This window comes from Barnesiella sp., assembly GCF_022723415.1.
GTDB classification, from domain to species: domain Bacteria; phylum Bacteroidota; class Bacteroidia; order Bacteroidales; family Barnesiellaceae; genus Barnesiella; species Barnesiella intestinihominis.
In genome coordinates, this window is sequence record NZ_JAIJHU010000039.1 from 19685 (window position 1) to 34193 (window position 14509).

The following is a 14509-nucleotide window of genomic DNA, read 5'->3' on the forward strand; positions in this document are numbered from 1 at the left end:
AATCATTTGTTTTTTATTAGTGGTAGTGTTATTATAAATGTCGACCCTTGATTTATTTCGCTTTCTACTCGAATATCGCCTTTGAGGTCGGTAATGATTTTATGGACGTAGGCGAGGCCTAGTCCGAATCCTTTTACGTCATGGCGATTTCCCGTAGATACGCGATAAAATTTGTCGAATATTTTTTTCAAATCTTCCCGTTTGATACCGATTCCGTTATCTCGAATCGATATTTCTACCTTATCTCCAACGGTTCTTGTACGTATGAAAAGAGATAAAGGTTCTTCTTCCCGTCGATATTTTACGGCATTGTCAAGGAGGTTGAAGATAACATTCGTGAAATGCATTTCATCGACCGAGACAATAGCATCTTCTGCTTCGAGGTCGGCATCGATTACACCGCCGTATTTTTCGACTTTGAGTTTGAATGTGCTCATGACTCCTGCAACGAGGTCGTTGACATCGACGTTGTGTAGTTTCATCAACGTCTTTTGTCTGTCGAACATCGACATTTGCAGGACTTTTTCTACCTGAAATCTCAATCGCTTGGTTTCGTCATTAATGACACCCGATATGTGCTGGAACATAGCCGGACTTTTGGCAACAGAGGGGTCATTAAGCATTTGGGCTGCTAATGATATGGTAGATATGGGTGTTTTGAATTCGTGTGTCATGTTGTTGATAAAATCGTTTTTCATCTCGGTGAGTTTCTTTTGCCGAAATGCCGTGATGATGGTAAACAAGAAGGTTACCAACAGAATGAACGTGAAAGCAAACGAGGGTATCATGAATTTTACCGAACTCGATATATAATCTCTTTTGGTCGGGAAATAGACTTTCAAGTAGTTTATTTTTGCCGGTGGATCATTGGGAAATATTGCTTGTGTGAATAAATTCCCTTCGATTTTGGGATCATATTGATTGGAGCTATATATGATTTTTTCGTTTTTATTGTAAATGGCAAATTGGAACGGAAGGTTTAATCCGTTATTTTCAAATTCTGATTTCAGATAGCTTTCCAATTTTTTGATGTCGATACGTTCCATGACAGGACGGTTACTTGCCTTACTCAGCATATTGAGTATGACTTCGTTCAACAAGCCTTTTTGGTAAAGGTATTGTCCTTTACGGGCTTCCTGCATATTTCGATATGTACTAATGAGCGTATTGTGTTCCTTTTGTCGTGGAGCAGCAGGGGTGATAATCGTACTGGTTTGTTCGCGAAAGGAAAAACTTGCAACCGTTCCATCGGGAGATACGATAGAAAATTGGTGGTGAGTAGAAGCTATGTCTTGTTTGTCTTGCTTTTGCTCATAAGAGGAGAGCATTTTCTTTTCTTCCTCTTCCAGATATTCGTCTAAATAGCGTTGAGTCTCGTCTAGTTCAAGGCTTGTCGATACAGCGTATAGGCTTCTTTTCACGGCTTCGGTAAATTGCTCGTTTCTCATTTTTATCATATTCTCCATGTACATGATTTGTACATAAAGCAATCCGATAAACGTGAGTGCCATAATTACAGCCAGTAGCCAAATTGTCGACTTTTTCATTCTGTTTGCCTCTTTATTTTTTTCTGTTTAACTTGTCGTGGTGTTTAAATGATTTGTTTTTACATCATTTGTACAAATTTATTATATAAACACCGATTCCACTATTTTTGTTTTATTTTATGAAAACCTATTTAGAAGGTTGGGTTTAACACTTACCGGCAAATTTAACAAATAAATGTTTATTTGCAAAAAAAGCCATTGGAAAAACCAATGGCTTTTTAATTATTTAACAAAATCGCGGTCACTCGTCTGTCTGTTCGGCCTCGTAAGCTTTAAGTAGTTTTTCTTGAACGTCAGATGGAACGAGCTCATAAGATGCAAATTTCATAGAGAAAGATGAGCGCCCTCCGGTGATCGAACTGAGAGCTGTTGAATAGGAAGACATTTCCTTTAAAGGTACTTTTGCCGTGATTTTTTCAAATCCTTTTTCACTAGACATGCCCATAATAATAGCGCGTCGTCCTTGCAGATCGCTCATGACATCGCCCATGACATCGGCTGGGGTAAGAACTTCGACATCGTATATAGGTTCGAGAATTTTTGGTCCTGCATTTTTAAATGCCTCGCTGAATGCATTACGTCCAGCTAATCGGAAAGATATTTCATTAGAGTCTACCGGGTGCATTTTCCCGTCGTAGATACAAACTCTGACATCGCGGGCGTAAGAACCAGTGAGCGGCCCTTGTTCCATACGATCCATCAATCCTTTGACAATAGCAGGAATAAACCGAGCGTCGATAGCACCTCCAACAATACAGTTACAAACCACCAATTTTCCTCCCCATTCAAGATCTATCGTTTGGGTATCGCGTACATTCATACGGAATTCTTGGTTGTTGAATTTGTAAGTGTCGGGTGCTGGCATTCCGTCATAATAGGGCTCTACGATGAGATGTACTTCTCCAAATTGTCCGGCTCCACCCGATTGTTTTTTGTGACGATAATCCGCCCGAGACGCTTTAGTAATTGTTTCCCGATAGGGTATGCGAGGCTCTATGAATTCAACGGCAAGTTTATCGTTATTCTCAATACGCCATTTTAAAGTGCGTAAGTGAAATTCTCCTTGTCCCGAAACAATCGTTTGTTTCAATTCTTTGGATTGTTCTATTTGCCACGTCGGGTCTTCTTCATGCATACGAGTGAGAATCTCACTTAATTTTTCGGCATCGGATTCATTGACCGGTTTTATTGCTCGTTGATATTTGGGAGCTGGGTATTTGATAAAATCGAAATGATAATCGCACCCTTTTGTGTTGAGTGTATTACCAGTGCGCACATCTTTTAGTTTTACCGATGCTCCTATGTCTCCTGCTACAAGTTCTTCTACCGGAGTACGAATTTGTCCGCAAACACAGAATAATTGAGCCAAACGTTCGCGTCCGTCGCCTCGATCCACATTAATCAAATCGTCTCCTTGATGTACGGTTCCAGACATTACTTTGAAATAGGATACTTCTCCGATATGAGGCTCGACCGTGGTTTTAAAGCAGTATATACTTGTAGGCCCATTGGCATCGGGAGCGATTTTTTCTCCGGCTGTATTTTCGGGTTTGGGCATTTCGGAGACAAAGGGGACTACGTTGCCGAGGAATTCCATCATACGTCGTACTCCCATATCGCGTAATGCGCTTACACAGAATACAGGGTATATGCTGCGTGTGATGAGACCTTTGCGGATGCCTTCCCGCATTTCATCTTCGGTGAGAGAACCTTGCTCGAAGAATTTTTCCATAAGGGTCTCATCGTTTTCAGCAGCGGCTTCAACTAATTTTTGATTTAATTCCCGGGCTTTTTCCATTTCGCTTTCGGGAATTTCGGATATGGTGGGTGTACCGCCTTCGGGCGACCAGCTATACATTTTCATGAGTAGGACGTCGATCATGGCATTGAACGACGGACCGCAACTAAGCGGATATTGCACTTGTACAATTCGGTTACCGAATGTTTCGTGCATTTGGTTGATTACATTGTCGTAATCTGCCTTTTCACCATCAAGTTGGTTCATGGCAAAAAGAATAGGTTTGTTCAGATTTTCGGCAGTACGGAAGATGTTTTGAGTTCCTACTTCGACTCCATATTGAGAGTCGATGACAATTACTCCTGTGTCTGTTACGTTAAGGGCTGTTATAGCGCTTCCTACAAAGTCGTCTGCTCCCGGACAGTCTATAACATTGAGCTTTTTACCTAAAAATTCGGCATAAAAAACTGTGGAAAAGACGGAATATCCATACTCTTTTTCCACAGGAAAATAGTCCGAGACGGTGTTTTTCCCTTCGACGGTTCCGCGACGTTTTATTACACCACACTCGTAGAGCATAGCTTCTGCGAGGGTGGTCTTGCCTGAACCTTTGCTGCCCAATAGAGCAATGTTTTTGATTTCGTGAGATTGATAGACTTTCATGATATTAAAGTTTTAATAAAACAAAAACACTTGGTTACGTTTTAACAAAGTGTTCGCAAATTATGAATTATATTTTTAAAAAGCAATGGTAAGAACTATGTTACAAAACATTGTTTATGAATCGAAGTTTTGTATTTTTGTCGAGTAATGGCTGGGCTTTATATTCATATACCGTTTTGTGCAAGTCGCTGTGTTTATTGCGACTTCTTTTCCTCGACCGATTTTTCGTTCAAGCGTGGCTATATAGATGCCGTTTGTCGGGAACTTGAATTGAGAATACATGAGCTAAGGGACAAACCTGTTTTTACGGTGTATCTTGGAGGGGGGACTCCGTCCAGTTTATCGCCGTCGGAACGAGGTCGTTTGTTTCGAACTCTTTCCACAGTTGTCGATTGGTCGATTTGTAAGGAGGTTACTCTTGAAGTGAATCCCGATGATGTGACACCTCTTTTTATAAGTCAATTAAAGGATACTCCGGTTAATCGGCTAAGTATGGGAATACAGAGTTTCGACGATTCGGATCTTGTTTTTCTACGTCGGCGTCATACGGCTCATGCGGCGATGGAGGCAGTCGATAATTGCCTTTGTGCCGGATATGAAAATATCAGTATAGACCTCATATATGGTTTGCCGGGACAGACCGTAGAACGTTGGACGAACAATTTGAGACAAGCCGTAACCTTGAATGTTCCGCATATTTCAGCATATAATTTAATTTATGAGGAAGGTACGGCGTTGTGGAGAATGAGGGAAAAAGGACTGGTGAAAGAGTGTGAGGAAGAAGAATCCTTACAGATGTTCGAGACACTTATCGATGTGTTGGGTTTTTCTGGATATGAGCATTACGAGATTTCCAATTTCGCCCGCTCTGGGCGTTATGCACTTCATAATACATCTTATTGGAAAGGTGTACCGTATCTGGGTTTAGGTGCGGCGGCTCATAGCTACGATGGGAAGAGCAGGCGTATCAACCCTTCCTCATTGTCGGAATATATGGAGGCTTTGCAAACGGGACATGTTGCATATATGGAAGAGAAAGAGACGGTCGATAGTTTATATAATGAATACATACTTACATCGCTTCGTACCTGTTGGGGATTGAATCTGAAAAAACTCGAAGACGACTTTGGAACTGAGCGCATGCAATATTGCTTGGAACAAGCTCTGCCTCATATCCGTGCAGGGCGACTCGTGGTGACCGACAATATTATGCGCATAACTCGTAAGGGTCTTTTTACTTCCGATGATGTTATGAGCGATTTGTTTTGGGTGGATTGAATCTCGAAGATTTTTCAATCTCGCCGTTTCTCCTTGAATTTGTGGAGTCGTTTTTCTGTCCCCCCCAATATAGTGTATCGCAAGATGGAATAGGGGGATTATAGTTTCAATTTATAACCTAAGGAGATAAACGTATTGAGTTGTTGGGGTGTCTTACTCATGAGATGTTCTTCTCGAACTTTGCATTCGATGGAATTTTTTTTATCTATTCGATATTCTACCCCTGCATCATACCATATTCTATCCAATTCTCCTGACTGTTTACCATTCAGAAAAAGAAATATATCGGTATGGATAAACGGAGTCCATCGGCTGTCGGGTATGGTGTAACTGAGAAGTATTTTGTTTCGCCATTTGTTCGATGGTTTGGCCGTCCCTATGGTATAGGTGGACTCAAATCGGGAATTCAGCGATAGGGAGAATCGGTGTACAGGATAGGAAAAAGTGGCTCCCAGTTGATAACGATGACGATTCTTATAAATATTCGGGGCTGTCTGTTGATTCATATAGTAGTACAGCGCATTTAATTTGAGGTATTTCGGGACGGCAGTATAGGAGACGACCGCAATGGGCATGTATCGTTCGTAATATTTACCAAGTGTCCATACGTTTTGCTGTATTTGCAGATTTATCCGATTTATTTGTTTGGATACCGTAAAATTCCACAACGTGCCTATTTCACTGCTGTATTCTTTTGCGTTTGTCGGGAAAGTAAAGAGAGAAAGTGAGATAATGAAGACGGATAGAATTTTGTAATGAAAACGATTCATATTTATTCGTGGTGATAGGGTTCGTTATTGAGAATAGTCATAGCCCGATAGAGTTGTTCGGTGAAGATGAGGCGAATCATCTGGTGAGAAAAGGTCATCTTTGAAAGAGAAATTTTTTCTTGTGCTGCATTGTATATGCGTTGGGAAAAACCATAAGGGCCGCCAATGACAAATATCAAGCGTTTGGCAACGTTTGACATTTTCTTTTCCAAATAGGTGGCGAACTGCGTGGAGGTAAACTCCTTTCCATGTTCATCGAGCAGGACAATGTAATCGCCGGGCAGGAAACTTTTCAAGATGAAATCGGCTTCTCGCTCTTTTTGTTGGTCGGTACTCAGGCTTTTGGTGTTGCGGAGTTCGGGAATGACTGCAATTTCGAACGGCACATAGTGAGCCAATCGTTTGCTGTATTCTTCGATTCCTTGTATAAAATGAGATTCGACTGTTTTCCCGACAACCAATAGCACTATTTTCATAAGGACAAAGTTACGGCTTTTTTTGTATTTATCAAAGTTGGATTAGTAGTCTCTTTTACTTCGGCATAGAAATAATAAAGGGATTCAATACGCGTTTGAATCCCTTACATCCTTTTTAGAGTGCAGATATAGTGACTTAAATAGCCTATATGGGCACTTTCAGGGGAACAAAGATAAATCAAAGAATCTCGAATTCCAAATTTTATATGATTATTTTTGTGCAATCGGCTACAATCTTTTTTGTTTCTTGAGATTGTATATTTTTAAAAGTGCTGATAATTTCGTTATTCAGATCTTCTTTCCGGTTCTTTGATATTGTTCCCAAAATATATTTTATCACGGCGATAACGCCATTTATATTGTGGCGACTATCTCTGTCTATATTTGCAGGAATAGCTTTTATGCCTATCGGTATAGATATGTTATAAATACAACTACCATGAGCGCACCGATTCCGAATTACTCGTATGGTATCTAAATAGTTAATGAATACGCCGGTTGAGCATCCATAATGCTGGGCGATTATATATTTTAATCGCTCGCTTTTTATCGATTTATAGAGCGATACGATATTACCTAATGTCATAAATTCAATAGTTTTCCAAGCGGGAGGGTATTTGTCGTCTGGGTATCTTTGGTGATGCCGTTTAATAATGGGATTGTCTTGCATTGCTTTATATACCATGATATCGAAGTTACTAATGAAATCGGATTTCATAATATCGGGATTGGCGAACCATGTTGGAGAGTCTGTATAATAGTTTGATACGGTATATATGATTTGAGTGCGTATATTTACCTCTATTCTATCAAGGGCATTTAGCAATATTCTTCGGAGTTTAGTGTCAAATTCATATAAATCGTATACACTTTTGAATGTCCCTTTTTTTAGCTTGTGGTCTCGATTGTTTATTCGAGGGAATGTTGTTTCAAAAGGAAATGAATAGAACCCCAAGCGGTAGTAACCTATGTCAAGTAGAATTTCTTTTGCTTTTTCTTCATTGTCAAATTCCATTCCATGAGATTTAAGTTTGGCTATTTGTTGGTCTATATTCAGAGCTTTTTTCATGGTACTCAAATTTTTTTGTAAATGTAATATTTTGTAAAGAATTAGTGGGCGGTTTAAAGGTTATATTTTTGATTTTACAATAGAGTCGGGATTAATTTGTAACTTTGCAATCAATTGATAATTGTATTTTTGAGAATAAATGAAAACGTATTGAAAGATGAAAACGAAAGAGCGGTTGATAGATGAATTGATAGATTTGGCTTTTGCCGAAGATATAGGAGATGGTGACCACACTACTTTGTGTTGTATCCCGGATACGGCGATGGGGAAGTCGAGGTTGTTGATCAAGGAGCCGGGTATCTTGGCCGGAGTAGAGATTGCCCGAAAAATATTCCACCGTTTCGATCCCGATTTGAAAATGACGGTTTATATCGAGGACGGGACTGCGGTAAAACCCGGCGATGTGGCTTTTGTGGTCGAAGGACGCGTACAATCATTATTGCAAACCGAGCGTCTTATGCTCAATGTGATGCAGCGCATGAGCGGTATCGCTACGATGACTCACCGGTATGTGAAAAAACTCGAAGGATTGCATACTCGCATTCTCGATACCCGCAAGACAACTCCGGGCATGCGTATGCTCGAAAAAGAGGCTGTGAAGATAGGTGGTGGCGTGAATCATCGTATCGGATTGTTCGACATGATTTTGCTGAAAGATAATCATGTGGATTTTGCCGGTGGTATAGAGAACGCTATCTCTCGTTGTCATGATTATTTAAAGGCCAAAGGCAAGGATTTGAAAATTGAGATAGAGGTGCGTAATTTGGACGAATTGAAAGAGGTTATGCGAGTGGGCGGTGTGGACCGTATTATGCTCGATAATTTCTCGCCTGAATTGACAAAAGAGGCTGTGAAAATTGTGGGTGGGAAATATGAAATAGAGTCTTCGGGAGGTATTACTTTCGATACGATTCGAGATTACGCCGAGAGTGGTGTCGATTTTGTCTCGGTGGGAGCTCTCACTCATTCGGTAAAAGGTCTCGATATGAGCTTTAAGGCTTGTTGAAACATTAGTTTGCTACATAAAATAAACGAGGCCATTTCTTTATTAAAGATGGCCTCGTTTATTTTTATTTCGAAGAATCGAGAAGACGGTTATTAATTATTAAGGACTAAACGAAATACCATATCTCCGGGCTGTTGCTCGATAAAATCGCTGTATTGCACATAAAAAGCTACGCTTCCCGGCATGTAATCGTAGGTGTAAGTTTCGGTCCAAAGCATCGCATTATCCCCGTTTGCTTCGCCTTTATGTATCGTATAAGGTAGAGGGGTGATGACTTCGTTGTCTGCCCCCGGAGATTGTACCAAGTACCCCAAGACATATCCGTCGATATATAAATCGTCTGTAATATCTTTATTTTGGAACTCATACATGTAATACGTATTTAATCCGTCGGGCGATGTCACAAGTTGCCAGTCTTGCGATTTTACTGTGTAGGTGTAGTACTTCCAAAACATTCCTTCGCCCGGAACTCCCTGAGGACCTTGTGGTCCCATAGGACCCTCGCAGGAAAGTAAAGTCAAACTCAATATAACCAAGAATAAAAACTTTTTCATAATTCTATTTAATTAATGGTTTCATGACAAACATAGCGAAAGGTGAGTGCAGGGGCAAACGGAAATCATGTTTCCGAATTGGCTCTGCCGAACCGTATCCTATATTCTACAAATATAGATAAAGTATTTCAAATATAACAAGAAGTCTCAAAAAACGGTTCTGATTTCAGATATTTTTATTTTTTATGATAGTTGAATGGACCAATGGTATTTTATGTGAAAAATATAGGGCGTAGCTATTTGAAGTATCTTTATGTTATAAAATGCTTATGCTCCTGTTTTAGCTCCTGAATAATTCGTACCTTTGTATCGTAATTGTGAAATTAGAGATTATGGCAGAGCGTAATTCGCCGTTGATACTTGGAACCGAGCCGATTGGCAAGTTGTTGATTCAGTATTCTGTACCGGCTATTATAGCGATGACTGTTACATCGCTATATAATATTATAGATAGTATATTTATAGGTCATGGGGTGGGTGCATTGGCTATCGCAGGTTTGGCAATTACTTTCCCGTTGATGAATTTGGTGGTCGCTTTTTGTACATTGGTCGGTATAGGCGGTGCTACTATCAGTTCTATTTTTTTAGGTCAGAAAGATAAAGTGCGAGCAACGGAGGTCGTACATAATGTTTTGATTATGTGTATAATCAATGCTGTTTGCTTTGGCGGTTTGACTTTTTTATTTCTTGATTCCATATTATTGTTTTTCGGGGCAAGTCACGATACATTGCCTTATGCTCGTGATTTCATGCAAGTGATTTTACTGGGGACTCCTATAACTTATGTGTTTATAGGGCTGAATAATGTAATGAGGGCTACGGGGTATCCTCGTAAGGCAATGTTTTCATCATTGTTGACTGTGGGGTGTAATATTATTTTGGCTCCGATATTTATATTTTCATTCGATTGGGGAATACGGGGTGCAGCGTTGGCAACAGTCGTGTCTCAGACTGTCGCTATGGTGTGGGTACTCGTTCATTTTGCGAACAAAAAAAACTTTATTCATTTTGACAGTCGGTACTCCCGGTTGAAGGTGCGGGTAGTCGCTAAAATATTTTCCATAGGCATGTCTCCTTTTTTGATGAATGTTTGTGCCTGTGTGGTGGTGATTTTTATTAATAATGCGTTGCAACATACTGGTGGAGATTTGGCTATCGGTGCTTATGGTATTGTGAACCGTACTTTGATGTTGTTCGTTATGATCGTTATGGGAATCACACAGGGAATGCAGCCTATCGTGGGGTATAACTATGGAGCCAAGCAATATGACCGTGTTCGCAAAACATTGCGATATGGGATTACGGCGGGTGTGGTCGTTACTACGGTGGGCTTTGTATTGAGCGAATTATTCCCCCATGCTATCGTGGCGATGTTTACAACCAGCGAGGAGTTGGTCGATTTGTCTGTGACCGGTCTTCGTATCAGTTGTGCCATGTTCCCGTTTGTCGGTTGCCAGATTGTAATTTCCAATTTCTTTCAGTCGATAGGTAGGGCTCCGGTATCTATATTTTTATCCTTATCGAGACAACTGTTGTTTTTATTGCCGTTGTTGTTGATTTTACCGACTTACTGGTCTACGAACGGAGTTTGGTTGAGTATGCCTATCTCTGATTTTATCGCATTCGTGATAGCGGTTATGGCCTTGTGGATACATCAACGGAAAATCAGACAAAAATTTCAAACTGTTCAATCTTAAAAAAAATAAAGCTATGAAAAAAAGATTAACTATCGCGCTAGTGGCGCATGATAATCGTAAGGCCGATATGGTAGAGTGGGTGAAACATAATGCCGAGTTGTTGTCTCATCACCATTTGGTTTGTACAGGTACTACCGGCCGATTGATTAAGGAGGCATTCGACGAATTGAATATTCCGGCCGATGTGACTTGTATGAATTCGGGTCCGTTGGGGGGAGATGCCGAAATTGCCGCATTGGTGGTTCGTCATCAAGTCGATTTGGCTATCTTTTTGATCGATGATTTGAATCCTCAACCACACGAGGCCGATATACAGATGTTGCTTCGTCAGTGTAGAGTACACAATGTACCTATCGCTTGCAACCGATACAGTGCCGATTTGATGATTACCAGTACTTTGTGGGACGATGATTCTTATAAACCCACAGAACCGAAATACACTTATTTTCAAAGGTGAGGTTTGAGCATGTGATATTACAAAAGGCGATAGACCGTATCTCTATCGCCTTTTGTATATAACTACCCTTCGATTTCACTTAGTTCGAGCCAGCGTAATGTCTTTTCATCGAGGCTTTCGTTGATTTCCGGCAATCTTTTAGATTGCAGCGTGAGTTCTTCTATGTTTAGGGTTCCGCTGCAAAGGTTCGTTTCGATTGTTTTTTTCTCTTCTTCCAGCGCAGCGATTTCCATTTCTAATTGTTCCAGCTCTTTTTTCTCTTTAAAAGAAAGGCGTCGTCGGGTATTGTCAGATGTATTTCTTTTTTCGGCAGTAGTCTTTTTATTGTCTTGCTTTGCTTTTTCTGCCTGTTCGCTTTTAGCCTTTTGTTCCTGTGTTTCTTTCCATTCACGATAATCGGTATAGTTACCGGGAAAGTCTTTTAGTTCTCCGTTTCCTTTGAACACAAGTAGGTGATCTACTACTTTATCCATGAAATATCGGTCGTGGGAGATGACAATGAGACACCCTTTGAAGTTACGGAGATAATCTTCAAGGACGTTAAGGGTAACGATATCCAAGTCGTTGGTCGGTTCGTCCAGTACCAAAAAATTGGGATTACTGATGAGTATCGTACATAAATATAGGCGTCGGCGTTCTCCTCCACTTAATTTATATATATAGCTGTGTTGTGTCTCGGGGGTAAAGAGAAAATGCTGCAAGAATTGAGATGCGGACAGCTTACGTCCGTCGCCAAGTGAAATTTCTTCTGCTATATCTCTTACGGCATCGATGACTTTCATCTGTTCATTAAAATGTAACCCATCTTGGCTATAATAGCCGAACTTTACCGTTTCTCCTATATCGAATCGTCCTCGATCGGGTTGAATTTCACCGACGAGCATTTTGATGAAGGTCGATTTTCCGGTTCCGTTGTTACCTACGATACCCATTTTTTCATAGCGGGCAAAAGTATAATCGAAGTTTTCGATTATTTTCAGGTCTCCGAATTTTTTACAGATACCTTTTGCCTCGAATATCTTTGAACCGATGTATGACGATTTTACTTCGAGCCGTACTTGCCCGTCTGATTTTTCCTGGCGGGCTTTCGCTTGTAATTCATGAAAAGCATCCACACGGTATTTTGCTTTTGTGCCCCGGGCTTGCGGCTGTCGCCTTATCCAGTCCAACTCGGTACGCATTAAATTGCGGGCCCGGTCGATTTCGGCATTATGTATTTCTATGCGCTCTTCCCGTTTTTCAAGATAGTAGCTGTAATTACCGTTATAGTTGTATAGTGTATGATTGTCGATTTCGACAATTTGGTTGCATACTCGATCGAGAAAATAGCGATCGTGCGTGACCATCAATAGGGTTATGTTGGTGCGGCGTAAAAATTCTTCCAACCATTCGGTCATATCGATGTCCAGATGATTCGTCGGTTCATCGAGAATGAGCAGGTCGGGTTCGGTAATTAAGACATTGGCTAATGCCAGTCGTTTCAGTTGTCCGCCGGACAATTCTTTTACAGGCTGATCGAAATTGTTGATTTTGAGCTGCGAAAGAATTTGTTTGGCTCTTTGCTCGTAATCCCATGCCTTGTAGTGGTCCATGCGGTCGAGTAGTTCTTGCAGGCCGATAGGATCATCGGTTTGTAGGGCCTGTTCGTATTCGGCTATTAAACGAACAGTGTCGTTGTCAGACTGGAAACAAGCTTGTATAACCGTGAGTTCTGGCGGATAGGAGGGGGATTGTTCCAAGTATCCTACCCGTAAATTATTCCGGAATACAATGTTTCCACTGTCATAATTTTCTTTCCCCGCCAGAATATTCAGTAAAGTCGTTTTCCCCGCTCCATTTTTGGCAATTAATCCTATTCGGTCTCCTTCACCGATACCTAACGATATATTTTCGAAGAGAATTCGGTCTCCGAACGACTTTGTGAGATTTTCTATTTGTAAGTAGCTGATCATTACTTTGTATTAAATACCAGTCAAATTTACGATAAATGTTGTGATTGGACAAATGGGAAAGAGTTGTCTTCATGAAAGTTTTAACGATTTAGTGTGTAATAGAAAAATTACGCGAGTGTTTCGCATTGTTAATTTATTCTTTTTTTCGAATTCTATGGCTTGTATCGGGTTAAAAATCTTTTTTGTCAAAAAAATAACCCTAAAAAGTTTGAGTTTAAGAATAAAGTTTTACCTTTGCAAAGTTTGATTGTGCTCAATGATACAAAAGTCTTGAGTTTTACCAATCTTGTTATCCTATCTATCTACCTGAAACACAACACACAAACGCCGACATTATCCGTTATTGCAAGACTGTTAAGCATTTGGTCGGAAGTGCAGAGTCTTGCGGGAAAAATCCATTTTTTAGATAATAGGTTTGAATGAAGATTCCCACGCCATGTTGGAAGTGTTCAGAGGCTTCATAGCTTTTCTGTAAGATTTTTTGTAAAAAAAGTCGCTTATATTTGTCTATATGTAAAATATACTTTACATTTGTGCCATAGCTATTTCTTTTATCGATTACTTAAAATAATTGTTATTATGGAAAAAATCTTTTTGTTGCCTAATGGCTTTAAGAAAGTCGGCTGGATTATTCTGGTTCCAACATTTGTGCTGGGAGTACTGATGACGATAGACGGTTATAATGGTTTTCCATCTTTCTTGCTACCCGAATGGATTCCTTTGGCTATGAAAAGAGTCCTGACTTTGGATTGGGTTGGAAAAATATTGAATAATGTCGCCATTATAGGCATTTGCTTGGGTTGTTTATTTGTGGCATGTTCACGTGAGAGAGTCGAAGATGAATTAATCGGGCGGATAAGATTGAACTCGTTGTTGATAGCCTTGTATATCAATTCGTCTGTTTTGATTATTTTATCTCTTTTTTGTTACGAGCTTCTGTTTTTGAATGTCTTGGTCTTTAATATGTTTACGAATATTATTATTTTCTTGATTGTCTTTGAAATGAAATTGTGGAAACTTAAAAAGTCGTTGAGAGATGAAGAATAGAATACGAGTGGAGCGTGCCGAACTTCGTATAACCCAGCAGCATTTGGCCGATGTAGTAGGGGTGAGCCGACAAACCATCAATGCAATCGAGACTGGTAAATTTGTGCCTTCTACGGTGTTAGCGTTGAAAATAGCCCAAGTATTCAATAAATCGGTAGAGCAAGTTTTTCAACTGGAACCAAGTGACTGAAATGGAATGTTCTGTGAAGAACAGGGAATTTGGATAAACGAGAAAAGCCTGTCGCATGCGACAGG

General features: G+C 40.2%; 13 protein-coding genes. 6 read left to right on the forward strand and 7 right to left on the reverse strand.

Translation table 11 applies throughout. The features are described 5' to 3' along the window. Positions 1–2 precede the first annotated feature (2 nt). Together QVD32_RS08965 and fusA2 are read right to left on the reverse strand one after the other, a co-directional pair. Positions 3–1547, reverse strand: a complete 1545-nt coding sequence (locus QVD32_RS08965) for a sensor histidine kinase (RefSeq protein ID WP_008861621.1) — start codon at positions 1545–1547, stop codon at positions 3–5. Between the two features lie 241 nt (positions 1548–1788). After that, complete coding sequence (gene fusA2 / locus QVD32_RS08970) at positions 1789–3948, reverse strand: elongation factor G2 (RefSeq protein WP_021892663.1); 2160 nt, start codon at positions 3946–3948, stop codon at positions 1789–1791. Positions 3949–4095: 147 nt separating this feature from the next. Here fusA2 and hemW point away from each other — a divergent pair, with 147 nt between their 5' ends. Then, positions 4096–5226: a radical SAM family heme chaperone HemW gene (gene hemW / locus QVD32_RS08975; RefSeq protein ID WP_021892662.1), complete on the forward strand. Its 1131-nt coding sequence runs from the start codon at positions 4096–4098 to the stop codon at positions 5224–5226. 98 nt (positions 5227–5324) lie between these two features. On the opposite strand, the gene QVD32_RS08980 is transcribed toward hemW, so the two are convergent. The 3 genes from QVD32_RS08980 to QVD32_RS08990 all read right to left on the reverse strand — a co-directional run bounded on the left by QVD32_RS08980 (position 5325) and on the right by QVD32_RS08990 (position 7541). After that, positions 5325–5996, reverse strand: coding sequence for a DUF2490 domain-containing protein (locus QVD32_RS08980; protein WP_021892661.1), 672 nt, complete (start codon positions 5994–5996; stop codon positions 5325–5327). A 2-nt stretch (positions 5997–5998) separates the two neighbouring features. Then, on the reverse strand, positions 5999–6472 hold the full coding sequence (gene rlmH / locus QVD32_RS08985) for a 23S rRNA (pseudouridine(1915)-N(3))-methyltransferase RlmH (RefSeq protein WP_008861625.1): 474 nt from the start codon (positions 6470–6472) through the stop codon (positions 5999–6001). A 202-nt stretch (positions 6473–6674) separates the two neighbouring features. Then, positions 6675–7541 carry an Abi family protein gene (locus tag QVD32_RS08990; protein ID WP_118687276.1) on the reverse strand — a complete coding sequence of 289 codons (867 nt, stop codon included), beginning with the start codon at positions 7539–7541 and terminating at the stop codon, positions 6675–6677. A 157-nt stretch (positions 7542–7698) separates the two neighbouring features. Here QVD32_RS08990 and nadC point away from each other — a divergent pair, with 157 nt between their 5' ends. Next, positions 7699–8547: a carboxylating nicotinate-nucleotide diphosphorylase gene (gene nadC / locus QVD32_RS08995; RefSeq protein ID WP_118687275.1), complete on the forward strand. Its 849-nt coding sequence runs from the start codon at positions 7699–7701 to the stop codon at positions 8545–8547. A gap of 92 nt (positions 8548–8639) precedes the next feature. Here the strand turns inward: nadC and QVD32_RS09000 are convergent, their stop codons facing one another. Next, positions 8640–9101: a hypothetical protein gene (locus tag QVD32_RS09000; RefSeq protein WP_021892659.1), complete on the reverse strand. Its 462-nt coding sequence runs from the start codon at positions 9099–9101 to the stop codon at positions 8640–8642. A 332-nt stretch (positions 9102–9433) separates the two neighbouring features. Here QVD32_RS09000 and QVD32_RS09005 point away from each other — a divergent pair, with 332 nt between their 5' ends. Both QVD32_RS09005 and QVD32_RS09010 read left to right on the forward strand, forming a co-directional pair. After that, positions 9434–10798 (forward strand): MATE family efflux transporter, encoded by a 1365-nt coding sequence (locus QVD32_RS09005; RefSeq protein WP_021892658.1) that lies wholly within the window; start codon positions 9434–9436, stop codon positions 10796–10798. Positions 10799–10811: 13 nt separating this feature from the next. After that, on the forward strand, positions 10812–11255 hold the full coding sequence (locus QVD32_RS09010; protein ID WP_021892657.1) for a methylglyoxal synthase: 444 nt from the start codon (positions 10812–10814) through the stop codon (positions 11253–11255). A gap of 62 nt (positions 11256–11317) precedes the next feature. Here QVD32_RS09010 and QVD32_RS09015 read toward each other — a convergent pair whose 3' ends face one another. Further along, positions 11318–13207 (reverse strand): ABC-F family ATP-binding cassette domain-containing protein, encoded by a 1890-nt coding sequence (locus QVD32_RS09015; RefSeq protein WP_021892656.1) that lies wholly within the window; start codon positions 13205–13207, stop codon positions 11318–11320. A gap of 579 nt (positions 13208–13786) precedes the next feature. Here QVD32_RS09015 and QVD32_RS09020 point away from each other — a divergent pair. After that, complete coding sequence (locus QVD32_RS09020; protein WP_008861632.1) at positions 13787–14254, forward strand: hypothetical protein; 468 nt, start codon at positions 13787–13789, stop codon at positions 14252–14254. Then, positions 14244–14444 (forward strand): helix-turn-helix transcriptional regulator, encoded by a 201-nt coding sequence (locus QVD32_RS09025; protein ID WP_021892654.1) that lies wholly within the window; start codon positions 14244–14246, stop codon positions 14442–14444. The genes QVD32_RS09020 and QVD32_RS09025 overlap by 11 nt, the downstream gene beginning before the upstream one ends. The last annotated feature ends 65 nt before the right edge of the window (positions 14445–14509 follow it).

What these genes read in the sequence shown, in the direction of transcription:
- nadC (WP_118687275.1), top strand. Translation starts at nt 7,699, where the DNA reads ATGAAAACGAAAGAGCGGTTGATAGATGAATTGATAGATTTGGCTTTT.
- fusA2 (WP_021892663.1), bottom strand. Translation starts at nt 3,948, where the DNA reads ATGAAAGTCTATCAATCTCACGAAATCAAAAACATTGCTCTATTGGGC.
- QVD32_RS09025 (WP_021892654.1), top strand. Translation starts at nt 14,244, where the DNA reads ATGAAGAATAGAATACGAGTGGAGCGTGCCGAACTTCGTATAACCCAG.
- QVD32_RS09020 (WP_008861632.1), top strand. Translation starts at nt 13,787, where the DNA reads ATGGAAAAAATCTTTTTGTTGCCTAATGGCTTTAAGAAAGTCGGCTGG.
- QVD32_RS09015 (WP_021892656.1), bottom strand. Translation starts at nt 13,207, where the DNA reads ATGATCAGCTACTTACAAATAGAAAATCTCACAAAGTCGTTCGGAGAC.
- QVD32_RS08980 (WP_021892661.1), bottom strand. Translation starts at nt 5,996, where the DNA reads ATGAATCGTTTTCATTACAAAATTCTATCCGTCTTCATTATCTCACTT.
- QVD32_RS09010 (WP_021892657.1), top strand. Translation starts at nt 10,812, where the DNA reads ATGAAAAAAAGATTAACTATCGCGCTAGTGGCGCATGATAATCGTAAG.
- QVD32_RS09005 (WP_021892658.1), top strand. Translation starts at nt 9,434, where the DNA reads ATGGCAGAGCGTAATTCGCCGTTGATACTTGGAACCGAGCCGATTGGC.
- QVD32_RS08965 (WP_008861621.1), bottom strand. Translation starts at nt 1,547, where the DNA reads ATGAAAAAGTCGACAATTTGGCTACTGGCTGTAATTATGGCACTCACG.
- rlmH (WP_008861625.1), bottom strand. Translation starts at nt 6,472, where the DNA reads ATGAAAATAGTGCTATTGGTTGTCGGGAAAACAGTCGAATCTCATTTT.
- QVD32_RS09000 (WP_021892659.1), bottom strand. Translation starts at nt 9,101, where the DNA reads ATGAAAAAGTTTTTATTCTTGGTTATATTGAGTTTGACTTTACTTTCC.
- hemW (WP_021892662.1), top strand. Translation starts at nt 4,096, where the DNA reads ATGGCTGGGCTTTATATTCATATACCGTTTTGTGCAAGTCGCTGTGTT.
- QVD32_RS08990 (WP_118687276.1), bottom strand. Translation starts at nt 7,541, where the DNA reads ATGAAAAAAGCTCTGAATATAGACCAACAAATAGCCAAACTTAAATCT.